Here is an 11,201-nt window from a genome sequence, read left to right on the forward strand (position 1 = left end):
TTGGTTATAGAAGTATGGTAAAGCAAAGTATTTTAAAGTATGGCTGATTTTCTCTTTTTCATTTGATGAAAAAATAATGTATGATAGTCTTGAAAAAGTGCACAGTTTTAAATTTGATGATAATCGCTTTTCTTCGTAAAAGAAGAAGGCGTACGATATAGGTTAGCCTGAATAACTTGAGCCGTACACACAAACAGTGGGTAGCTTTGGAAAAAGGACGAAATTGGAAAGAGGTGATAAAATTGGATTATGATACAATCGCTGCAATCTCGACCCCGATCGGCGAGGGCGCAATCAGCATGGTAAGGCTCAGTGGTCCTGAGGCTGTTTTCGCTGCAGATCAGCTGTTTAGGGGCGGTAAATCGCTTAAAGAGGTTGACAGCCATACGATCCATTATGGAAAAATTGTAGATCCTGATACGGGTAATACCATTGAAGAGGTTATGGTTTCTGTCATGAGAAAACCGAAAACCTTTACCCGGGAAGACGTTGTCGAGATTAATTGTCACGGCGGATTAACAAGTGTGAATCGAGTGCTTGAACTTGTTCTGGATCAACATGTCCGCCTTGCAGAACCGGGTGAGTTTACAAAGCGTGCTTTTTTAAATGGAAGAATTGATCTTTCTCAGGCTGAAGCAGTCATGGATCTCATTCGAGCGAAAACCGATCAGGCGATGAATGTTGCGATGGGCCAGATGGAAGGTAAATTGTCGACTTTGATCCGCAGTCTTAGAGGACAGCTACTGGAAATACTGGCCGCGGTTGAAGTGAATATTGATTATCCTGAATATGATGATGCGGAAGTGATGACCAACACGATTCTTCACGAAAAAGGATCCGAAGTCAGGCGACAATTGGACAGAATTCTATCAACTGCAAGACAGGGGAAGATTTTACGTGAAGGATTATCAACCGTCATTGTCGGACGTCCAAATGTCGGTAAATCTTCGCTGCTTAACCAACTTGTTCATGAATCTAAAGCAATTGTTACTAACGTTCCTGGTACAACGCGGGATGTTATTGAGGAGTATGTTAATGTGCGCGGCGTGCCTTTGAAACTCATTGACACGGCAGGGATTAGAGATACGGACGATATCGTTGAAAAAATTGGTGTTTCACGTTCAAAGGAACTGCTTAGGTCAGCTGAACTGGTACTTCTTTTGATTAATGGTAACGAGGCGCTCACTGAGGAAGATCGCGGACTATTTCAGCTGATCGGCAAAACGCCGGCAATTATTCTTGTAAATAAAGCGGATCTGCCACAAAAAGCTTCATTTGATGAAATAAAGCAGCTTGCCGGGGGTAACCCGGTACTTCAAACATCAATGATTGATGAGAAAGGCCTGGAAGAGCTGGAGAAGGCGATTGCTTCTTTATTCTTCAGTCATGATGTGACAACGAATGGAGAAGCCTATGTGTCCAACACACGTCATATTGCTTTGCTGAAGCAGGCACGTTCAGCGATAAATGATGCTCTTGATGCAGCTGAACAGGGACTTCCTGTAGATATGACACAAATCGACATTAAACGCACATGGGATGTACTTGGAGAAATTGTTGGTGATACAGTATCAGACAGTTTGATTAATGAACTGTTTTCGAAATTTTGCTTAGGGAAATAAACCTTGCAGTTTTCAAATAGAAGCGACACATTTAAAAAGAAATGGAGGATCAGAAATGAAATCATATAATGCCGGTACTTATGATGTCATCGTTGTGGGTGCCGGACATGCTGGAGTTGAAGCGGGACTTGCCTCAGCAAGAATCGGTGCAAAGACCTTGATGTTGACAATAAGCCTGGAGGGTGTGGCTTTTATGCCGTGCAACCCTTCAGTTGGCGGTCCTGCTAAGGGCGTTGTTGTCCGGGAGATCGATGCACTTGGCGGTGAAATGGGGCACAACATTGACAAAACTTATATTCAGATGAGAATGCTGAACACGAGAAAGGGTCCTGCCGTTCGTGCACTGAGAGCACAGGCGGATAAGCAGCTTTATCAGCGCGCTATGAAGGAAACGATTGAAGAGACGGAAAATCTGACTTTACGCCAGGGCATGGTTGATCATTTGATTGTCGAAGATGGTGTGTGCAAAGGTGTTGTTGTCGCAACAGGTGCTGAATATCGCGCCAAAGCCGTTGTTTTGACCACAGGTGTTTATCTAAAAGGAAAAATCATTATTGGAGAACTGCAGTATGAAAGCGGTCCGAACAACATGCAGGCATCGGTAAAATTGTCCGACCATCTCAAAGAACTCGGGTTTGATCTTGTACGTTTTAAGACCGGCACACCGCCACGTGTAAATGGACGTACGGTTGACTACTCGAAAACAGAAATTCAGCCAGGAGATGACGCACCACTGGCATTCTCTTATGACACAAAAGAATTTATTAAAGAGCAGATTCCTTGCTGGCTAACGTACACCAATTTGGAGACACATAAAGTTATCCAAGAGAATCTGGAACGGTCTCCGATTTATTCTGGTGCAATTGTCGGAACCGGACCACGGTACTGTCCATCAATTGAAACTAAGATTGTTCGCTTTAATGATAAAAACAGGCATCAGCTCTTCCTTGAACCTGAGGGTAAAGCAACTAAAGAAGTTTATGTGGATGGTTTATCGACGAGTATGCCCGAAGAGATTCAACGAAAGATGCTCGCTACTATTCCTGGTCTTGAGCACGCGGAGATGATGCGGCCGGGTTATGCCATTGAGTACGATGCCATTGTGCCGACACAGCTCTGGCCATCACTCGAGACGAAGAAAATAAGCGGCCTGTTTACCGCCGGACAAATTAATGGTACCTCAGGATATGAAGAGGCTGCCGGCCAGGGATTGATGGGCGGCATTAATGCGGCAAGAAAAGCGCTCGGCGAAGAACCATTAATACTTGATCGTTCCGAGGCTTATATTGGTGTGCTTATTGATGATCTTGTTACTAAGGGAACAAAGGAACCGTATCGATTGTTGACTTCGCGTGCAGAATATCGCTTGCTGCTGCGCCACGACAATGCTGACCTGCGATTGACAGAAATCGGTCATCAAATTGGATTAATTCCTGATGAACGCTATGATCGTTTCAAAATCAAAAAGCATTTAATTGAACAAGAAAGGCAGTATTTTGCGACAACAACGATTAAGCCTTCGGAAGAAGCTGATCGGCTGTTAGAGGCTAAAGATGCGGCGCCACTTAGAGAACCGACTAAGGCTGACCGGTTGCTGAAACGTCCTGAGCTATCCTATCCTGATGTTGCGAGCCTGCTTCCTGACCATGGGATCATTCCTGCAGAAGTTGGTGAACAAGTTGAGATCCAGGTAAAATATGAGGGATATATCAGCAAACAGCTTCAGCAGGTGGAAAAGATGAAACGTATGGAAAAGAAAAGAATCCCTCAGGATTTGGATTACAGTAAAATTGATGGGATCGCAACGGAAGCTCGTCAAAAACTGGCTAAAGTGCGACCGATATCTGTCGGCCAGGCCTCGCGAGTGTCAGGCGTCAATCCGAGTGACATCGCTATTCTGCTTGTTTATCTGGAAGAGGGCAAACTTGCTAGAAGGACGGGCTGAACATTAGGCGGGAGGCTGTTATGGAACTACTTGAAGAATTGCTGCATGAAAAAAATATTGAGTTAACTGAAGCGCAAAGCCATCAATTTCAACTTTATTACGAGATGCTAATTGATTGGAATGAAAGAATGAACTTAACAGCAATTACCGATCGAAATGAAGTGATGATTAAACATTTTTTTGACTCTTTGACGCCGAGTTTCTATTTTTCACTTAAAGAAACACTGACATTATGTGATGTTGGTTCGGGTGCCGGGTTTCCAGGAATCCCGCTCAAAATTCTCTTTCCTGAATTAAAACTGACGATCGTTGATTCACTAAAGAAGAGACTGACGTTTCTTCAGGCCGTTGTTGATAAGCTGGGTCTTAGTGATGTGACACTTTGTCATGATCGTGCAGAGGATTTTGCACGCAGGTCTGGTATTCGTGAGAGTTTCGATCTTGTGACGGCACGGGCTGTGGCCAAGCTATCTGTTCTCAGTGAATACTGTTTGCCACTCGTTCATCAAGGCGGCTCATTTATCGCTCTTAAAGGTATGAATGCAGACGAAGAAGTGCAGCAGGCAGAAAATGCAATTAAACGTCTCGGAGGCAAGATGATTCACGTTATTTCCTTGGAGCTTCCTGAAGATAGTGGAAAAAGATCTTTGGTGCAGATTGACAAAATAGCGCCAACACCCGCTAAATATCCAAGAAAACCAGGCGTTCCGACAAAAAGTCCTCTTTAAATGTTCCACGTGGAACATTATTTGCAGGAATCACGGATTGTTAGGAGAATATTACAAGGCAGAGAGCAAAAGGTGGTGGCGCGAACATGAAACATCATTTTTCGAAAATATTTAATCATAGCGAAGAAGAAGAGGTAGCGGCTACGCAAGAAATCGAACAGGAACGGGTTCAGGAAATCGAAGTATCATTGATAACACCGAATCAATATCAGCCGCGTTCTGTATTTGACGAAGAAAAGCTCCATGAACTTGCAGCAACAATCGATGAACACGGTGTGATTCAACCCATTGTGCTTAGGCCGTTAGGAGATAAATACGAGATAATTGCCGGGGAGCGTCGTTGGCGAGCGGTTTCTACTCTCGGGTGGGAAACGATACCAGCAATTATTAAGCCGTTGGATGATGATCAGTCGGCATCAATCGCATTGATCGAAAACCTGCAGCGTGAAGAACTGACCGCTATCGAGGAGGCGATGGCTTACGCAAGACTTATCGATATTCATGGATTGACACAGGAAAGTTTAGCTGAAAAATTAGGGAGAGGGCAGTCCACAATCGCCAATAAGTTGCGTTTGCTGAAACTCCCTTCCTCGGTTCAAAGTGCAATTCTTGAAAAGAAAATAACAGAACGACATGCAAGAGCTTTAATTATTCTTAAGGATCCGGTACTTCAGGAAAAAGTGCTTCATGAAATTATTGATAAACAGCTGAATGTTAAACAGACTGAAAATCGAGTCAAACGCTACTTGGAAAAAAGTGCTGAAAACAAAGCCGATGACGAAAAAAAAAGCAAACGTTTTTCACTTAGCAGGGATTCACGGATTGCAGTAAATACAATTAGACAATCTGTTCATATGGTAACTGATTCGGGGCTTGATATTGATACAAATGAAGAAGATATGGGTGACTATTATCAATTCACGATCCGCATTCCAAAACATAAATAATACGAATATGAGGCTGGAACCATCGATGATGGTTCTTTTTTTTGCGCTTAAATTACGCTTTCAATGTCCTGATCGATTCAATTCATGATAGAATGGAATGTAGCGATTGAAGATTGAGAGTAGGTGGAAGTGTGAGCAAGACATTAGCAGTCGCCAACCAAAAGGGCGGTGTCGGCAAAACAACAACCGCGGTTAATCTCAGTGCATGCATGGCTACACTGGGGTGCAAGGTTTTATTAGTCGATGTTGACCCTCAGGGAAACGCCACAAGCGGATCAGGAGTGGACAAGGGCGAGGTTGATGAATGTATCTATGATGTTCTGGTTGATGATGTTGAGATTTCAAAGGTCATCTATAGTTCTGCAATCGAGAATCTTGATGTTGTCCCATCAGCCATTCAACTGGCAGGTGCTGAAATCGAACTTGTTTCGACTATTTCAAGAGAAGTTCGTCTAAAACGCGCCTTGGAAAAGGTCAAAGATACATATGATTATATAATCATAGACTGTCCCCCGTCACTTGGACTTCTAACAATTAACGCACTGACTGCGGCCGACGCCGTCATTATACCTGTTCAATGCGAGTATTATGCATTGGAAGGCCTAAGCCAGTTACTAAATACAGTCCGGCTTGTTCAAAAGCATCTAAATCACCATCTGGCAATTGAAGGTGTTTTATTAACGATGCTTGATGCACGAACAAATCTTGGTTTACAGGTCATTCAAGAAGTGAAGAAATATTTTCAGGATCGAGTATTTAAAACCATCATTCCGCGGAATGTTCGCTTGAGTGAGGCGCCAAGTCATGGACAACCGATAATTACGTATGATTCTAGATCCAAAGGCGCTGAAGTTTATCTTGACTTCGCGAAGGAAGTGATCACGAATGACTAAGGCGTTGGGAAAAGGTTTGGATGCTTTTTTTCCTAAGGCATTTACGCAAGAACTGGATAATGCAGTTGAACAAGTGGAAATAAGCGAGCTGCGGCCAAACCCATATCAGCCGCGGAAGAAATTTGATGAACAAGGCTTAGAAGAACTTGCAACATCTATTCAGGAACATGGCATCATCCAGCCGCTTGTTGTTCGGAAAAGTATTAAAGGATACGATATCGTCGTTGGTGAGCGCCGTTTTCGGGCGGCAAAGCAAACCAACTTGACGACCGTTCCAGTTGTGATCAAAGAACTCTCCGATGAAGAAATGATGCAGATCGCACTTATCGAAAATCTGCAACGTGAAAATCTAAATCCAATAGAAGAAGCGGCTGCCTATAAAAAGCTGATGGAAGGCTTGCGTATGACCCAGGACGAGCTTGCGAAAAAGCTTGGAAAAAGCAGGCCTCATATTACTAACTATTTGCGGTTGCTTACATTGGATGACGCAGTTGCTTCACTCATTGAACAAGGCAAATTATCAATGGGACACGGACGTGCGCTTGTTGGTTTGAAAGACAAGAAGCAAATGGCTCCGGTCGTGGATAAAGTGCTAAAAGAACAGTTGAATGTTCGCCAGTTAGAAGCCTTAATTCAGAGACTTAACCACCATGTTCCACGTGAAACATCGAATAAAAAGCAGTGGGTAATGCCACCTGAATTGAAAGATCGGGTTTATAGTTTAAGAGAACGATATGGCACCTCAATTAAAATCAAACCTGGTACCAGCAAAGAAAAAGGTAAAATTGAACTGGATTATTATTCGGCTGACGATTTATTTCGTTTAATCGAAATCATGGAAGGGCGTCTCTAACGGTCGCTCTTTTTCTTGTTGCTTGACCATTCGCATACGTCACAGCGATCAAATTCAAACAAAAACCACTAACACTAATCCATCAATAGAAGTTTGGAAAGAAGTCGACCTCGTTTTCTTGAAACAAGGGCAACACTTAGACATCTCCCGATCACTTGAGACAAACTCATAACCACATGAAGCCGTGTGTTTTGGAGTACTGAGTATTCCATGAAGCCACTGATATTGACAATGCCTGTAATATTGATATCGCCAACAGGTACGAGCTGTTTCTTTACACCGGCCCCCGGAAGAACTGGACCTTCAGAAACGGTAATGTTGCCAACACTTTGCAGCTTTCCTAGACAAGCATCTATACCTATAATAAAGGGCTTTTTATAAGACGCTTCGATCAGCGCCAATGTTTCATTTAAATTGACGGCATGCACCGGTTTTTCGAGTGTTCCATAAACATATGCGTCCGGAAGGTTATGTTTCTCGAGATAGGAACCAACGAGCGGTCCTAGTGCATCTCCGGTAGAACGATCCGTTCCGATACAGACAATCACAATTGGCGACGTACCGTTTGCCGGAAGAAATCGGCGGATTCCCTGGATAAGTGAGTGATGACTGCTTTGATCTTGATAATGGACGTGAGTGCTTAACCGATTCTCTTGATTTCGATCAAAATTTAGATTCATAGATTTGCCCCTCCAAGTATCAACAGTATATGTGAAAGCTTGTGTTTTTATACGGGGAGGGCACATAAAAGAGTATAAATAGGTGAAAAGCGTTTAATCTGTTTTATGACCAAGCTGCGAAAAAGATCTCTTCGAAACAGCAATGGTAAGTTCTGTGGACTAGAACTCTGTTTTTGTGAAACCCGTTTGTTCTAACCCGTTGGGTAACATAATAATTAGAGAAAAAAGATGACTTCATTAAAAATCTGTCTTTTTCATAAAAAATAGGATATACTATGAATCAGAAAACAAGTGTTGCAACTTAAATATTTTCAAGCGATGAAGGAAAAGAGTACTCATTAAAACTGTTGTGCAGCGATTCGGGGATGATGAAAGCCCGAACACAGTGTTTGAGGAAGGCGTTCTTGAGCTGCGATGTAACAAAGTGGGTGCGTATTAATGCGCACCAATTAGGGTGGAACCGCGTGAGCAAACAAAAGCTTTCGTCCCTAGGCAGTTGCCTAGTGGATGAAAGCTTATTTTATTTGATAAAGGAGCAAGAAAAATGAGTAAAACAATGGAGCAAATTGTTAATCTAGCCAAACAACGTGGCTTTATCTTCCCAGGATCAGAAATATACGGCGGGCTTGCCAATACGTGGGATTACGGCCCGATCGGAGTTGAACTCAAAAACAATGTAAAAAAAGCATGGTGGAAAAAATTTGTCCAAGAATCTCCTTACAATGTGGGCCTCGATGCTTCTATTTTAATGAACCCGAAGACATGGGAAGCATCAGGACATATCACAAATTTTAATGACCCGATGATTGACTGCAAGAAATGTAAGTCAAGGTTTCGTGCAGATAAACTAATTGAAAGCAACATTCCTCAAGAAGAATTGCCCGGAGCGGTTGATGGTCTTGACTTTGCTACTATGGAACAATTAATTGAGGCGCATCAAATTGCATGCCCGGAATGCGGTGAACATGATTTTACGTCCATTCGCCAATTCAATTTAATGTTCAAAACATATCAAGGCGTGACGGAAACTGCAAAAGATGAAATCTATCTGCGTCCTGAAACAGCGCAAGGTATTTTTGTAAACTTTAAAAATGTGCAGCGTACGATGCGTAAAAAAATCCCATTTGGTATCGGCCAAGTCGGAAAATCGTTCCGAAATGAAATCACACCAGGAAATTTCACCTTCAGGACAAGAGAATTTGAACAGCTGGAATTGGAATTTTTCTGCAAGCCTGGCGAAGATGAAAAATGGTTCCAATACTGGCGGACCTTTGGTTATGAATGGCTGAAATCACTTAATGTAAAGGCAGACAATTTGCGCGTTCGCGATCATGAAAAGGAAGAACTGCCGCATTACAGCAAAGCCACAACGGATATTGAATATCTCTTCCCATTTGGTTGGGGCGAGCTGTCCAGTCTATCATCCAGAACTGATTATGACCTGCGCCGTCATATGGAAGTGTCTGGTCAGGATCTTCAATACATTGATCAAAATAATAATGAGCGCTACATTCCTTATGTTATTGAACCATCACTCGGAGCTGACCGTGTTACGCTTGCTTTTCTTGCGGAAGCCTATGAAGAGCAAAAAATCAGCGATACAGACACACGAACGGTCCTGCATTTCCATCCTGCCCTTGCTCCTTATAAAGCAAGTATTCTGCCGCTTTCGAAAAAGCTGGGTGAAGAAGCTATGGCCATTTATCAGGAGTTGGCAAAGGATTATATGGTTGACTATGATGAAACGGGTTCGATTGGCAAGAGATATCGCCGTCAGGATGAGATTGGTACACCATTCTGCATCACATATGACTTTGATTCTAAGACAGACGGAAAAGTGACGGTTAGAGATCGTGATACAATGGACCAGGTACGTCTGCCAATTAGCGAATTGTCCGCATTTATTAAGGAGAAAACAGCTTTTTAATCGAGCAGAATGTCTGAATTAGCAGCAAGGTGCTTGGTCATCATTCTGGCGGTGCAGCATTTTCAATAAAGGAGGAAGGACAATGCCTAATCCCCATATCAGTTTTGGTCTGAATGATGTTGTTGAGATGAAGAAAGCTCACCCATGTGGCGAGAATAAATGGAAGATCATTCGCATGGGTGCGGATATACGCATTAAGTGTCTGGGCTGCGGGCATAGTGTCCTGATGCCACGAAGTGAATTCCAGCGAAAAATTAAAAAGATTATTGAACATGGAACTAAAGATGAAGAAAATAATTAAGTATGTCGTCTCTTTAGCCGTGTGAATGATAAGAACTGGCAATACACCACATGTACGAGAAATGAACATGGAAAGAGAAACCCAGGGGGTTGAACGGAAATGAGTTTGACAACAGGTATTGTTGGATTGCCGAATGTCGGTAAATCAACATTGTTTAATGCAATTACACAGGCGGGCGCTGAAATGGCGAATTACCCATTCTGTACCATCGAACCGAATGTCGGTATTGTAAGTGTACCGGATGAACGACTCGACAAATTGACCGAAATGTACAATCCAAAGAAAACAATCCCGACTACATTTGAATTTACAGATATTGCCGGCTTAGTCAAAGGTGCGAGCAAGGGGGAAGGACTAGGCAATCAATTTCTTGCCAATATCCGGCAGGTGGATGCAATATCCCATGTTGTCCGTTGTTTTGATGATAAGAATATTACACATGTTTCCGGAAAAATTGATCCAATCGATGATATTGAAACCATTAATTTGGAGCTCGTATTATCTGATTTGGAGCAGGTTAATAAGCGATTTGATCGGGTAGCAAAACTAGCAAAACAAAAGGATAAAGCATCCATTGTTGAGTTTGCCGCGCTTCAAAAACTGAAGCAGGCATTTGAAGAAGGTAAACCGGCAAGGCATGTTTCTTTAACGGAAGATGAAGAGGCGGTCATCAAACCCTTCAATTTCCTGACCAAAAAACCGGTGCTTTATGTAGCAAATACATCAGAAGATGATGTTGCGGCACCTGATGATAATCCATATGTTCAGGCTGTTAAAGCTTTTGCTGAAAAAGATGGCGCGGAGGTAGTTGTGATCTCCGCACGTATCGAATCAGAAATTGCTGAACTTGATGGTGAAGAAAAGAAAGCATTCCTCCAGGATTTAGGACTTGATTCATCCGGACTTGACCGCTTAATTGCTAAATCCTATGAACTGCTTGGTCTTGCAACTTATTTTACGGCAGGGGAGAAAGAGGTACGCGCCTGGACATTCCGAAAAGGAACCAAGGCCCCGCAGGCTGCCGGGATTATCCACTCAGACTTTGAACGCGGCTTTATACGAGCTGAAATTGTGTCCTTTGAGGATCTGATTGCGGCTGGGTCGGAAACTGCAGCAAAAGAAATGGGACGTCTCCGTTTGGAAGGGAAAGACTATATTATGCAAGATGGAGACATCGTCAATTTTAGATTCAACGTTTGATTTAGATTGAGAAAAACTTGGCCAGTTGTAAAATCAAATTAGCCAGCTAGGTTGGAGGAATAAAACACCATTATAAAATCCGGTGTTATCATTAAAGTGACCAAA

10 protein-coding genes are annotated in these 11,201 nt (G+C 42.8%); 9 read left to right on the plus strand and 1 reads right to left on the minus strand.

Translation table 11 applies throughout. The annotated features are described in order from the left end of the window. The first annotated feature begins 242 nt into the window (after window positions 1-242). From mnmE to P343_RS35230, 6 genes are all read left to right on the plus strand, one after another. Complete coding sequence (mnmE, locus tag P343_RS35205) at window positions 243-1,622, plus strand: tRNA uridine-5-carboxymethylaminomethyl(34) synthesis GTPase MnmE (RefSeq protein WP_023511622.1); 1,380 nt, start codon at window positions 243-245, stop codon at window positions 1,620-1,622. A 55-nt stretch (window positions 1,623-1,677) separates the two neighbouring features. Continuing rightward, window positions 1,678-3,567, plus strand: a complete 1,890-nt coding sequence (mnmG, locus tag P343_RS35210; protein ID WP_023511623.1) for a tRNA uridine-5-carboxymethylaminomethyl(34) synthesis enzyme MnmG — start codon at window positions 1,678-1,680, stop codon at window positions 3,565-3,567. A 20-nt stretch (window positions 3,568-3,587) separates the two neighbouring features. Next, window positions 3,588-4,295 carry a 16S rRNA (guanine(527)-N(7))-methyltransferase RsmG gene (rsmG, locus tag P343_RS35215; protein ID WP_023511624.1) on the plus strand — a complete coding sequence of 236 codons (708 nt, stop codon included), beginning with the start codon at window positions 3,588-3,590 and terminating at the stop codon, window positions 4,293-4,295. An 86-nt stretch (window positions 4,296-4,381) separates the two neighbouring features. Further along, the gene (gene noc / locus P343_RS35220; RefSeq protein WP_023511625.1) at window positions 4,382-5,242 is read left to right on the plus strand and encodes a nucleoid occlusion protein; all 861 of its coding nucleotides are present in this window, start codon (window positions 4,382-4,384) and stop codon (window positions 5,240-5,242) included. A gap of 131 nt (window positions 5,243-5,373) precedes the next feature. Further along, window positions 5,374-6,135, plus strand: a complete 762-nt coding sequence (locus P343_RS35225; RefSeq protein WP_023511626.1) for a ParA family protein — start codon at window positions 5,374-5,376, stop codon at window positions 6,133-6,135. Then, the gene (locus P343_RS35230; RefSeq protein WP_023511627.1) at window positions 6,128-6,988 is read left to right on the plus strand and encodes a ParB/RepB/Spo0J family partition protein; all 861 of its coding nucleotides are present in this window, start codon (window positions 6,128-6,130) and stop codon (window positions 6,986-6,988) included. Before P343_RS35225 ends, P343_RS35230 begins: the two co-directional genes overlap by 8 nt. Before the next feature lie 74 nt (window positions 6,989-7,062). Here P343_RS35230 and yyaC read toward each other — a convergent pair whose 3' ends face one another. After that, the gene (yyaC, locus tag P343_RS35235) at window positions 7,063-7,668 is read right to left on the minus strand and encodes a spore protease YyaC (protein ID WP_023511628.1); all 606 of its coding nucleotides are present in this window, start codon (window positions 7,666-7,668) and stop codon (window positions 7,063-7,065) included. A gap of 544 nt (window positions 7,669-8,212) precedes the next feature. On the opposite strand from yyaC, the gene P343_RS35240 reads away from it, so the two are divergent. From P343_RS35240 to ychF, 3 genes are all read left to right on the plus strand, one after another. Beyond that, window positions 8,213-9,595 carry a glycine--tRNA ligase gene (locus tag P343_RS35240; protein WP_023511629.1) on the plus strand — a complete coding sequence of 461 codons (1,383 nt, stop codon included), beginning with the start codon at window positions 8,213-8,215 and terminating at the stop codon, window positions 9,593-9,595. Between the two features lie 82 nt (window positions 9,596-9,677). After that, window positions 9,678-9,896 carry a DUF951 domain-containing protein gene (locus tag P343_RS35245; RefSeq protein WP_023511630.1) on the plus strand — a complete coding sequence of 73 codons (219 nt, stop codon included), beginning with the start codon at window positions 9,678-9,680 and terminating at the stop codon, window positions 9,894-9,896. A 99-nt stretch (window positions 9,897-9,995) separates the two neighbouring features. After that, window positions 9,996-11,096 (plus strand): redox-regulated ATPase YchF, encoded by a 1,101-nt coding sequence (ychF, locus tag P343_RS35250; RefSeq protein ID WP_023511631.1) that lies wholly within the window; start codon window positions 9,996-9,998, stop codon window positions 11,094-11,096. Window positions 11,097-11,201: the final 105 nt, after the last annotated feature.

Source organism: Sporolactobacillus laevolacticus DSM 442 (genome assembly GCF_000497245.1).
GTDB classification, from domain to species: Bacteria; Bacillota; Bacilli; order Bacillales; family Sporolactobacillaceae; genus Sporolactobacillus; species Sporolactobacillus laevolacticus.

Bases quoted from the DNA above. Each gene is read 5' to 3' on its own strand.
- mnmG (WP_023511623.1), top strand. From the start codon at position 1,678: ATGAAATCATATAATGCCGGTACTTATGATGTCATCGTTGTGGGTGCC.
- rsmG (WP_023511624.1), top strand. From the start codon at position 3,588: ATGGAACTACTTGAAGAATTGCTGCATGAAAAAAATATTGAGTTAACT.
- noc (WP_023511625.1), top strand. From the start codon at position 4,382: ATGAAACATCATTTTTCGAAAATATTTAATCATAGCGAAGAAGAAGAG.
- P343_RS35230 (WP_023511627.1), top strand. From the start codon at position 6,128: ATGACTAAGGCGTTGGGAAAAGGTTTGGATGCTTTTTTTCCTAAGGCA.
- yyaC (WP_023511628.1), bottom strand. From the start codon at position 7,668: ATGAATCTAAATTTTGATCGAAATCAAGAGAATCGGTTAAGCACTCAC.
- P343_RS35240 (WP_023511629.1), top strand. From the start codon at position 8,213: ATGAGTAAAACAATGGAGCAAATTGTTAATCTAGCCAAACAACGTGGC.
- P343_RS35245 (WP_023511630.1), top strand. From the start codon at position 9,678: ATGCCTAATCCCCATATCAGTTTTGGTCTGAATGATGTTGTTGAGATG.
- ychF (WP_023511631.1), top strand. From the start codon at position 9,996: ATGAGTTTGACAACAGGTATTGTTGGATTGCCGAATGTCGGTAAATCA.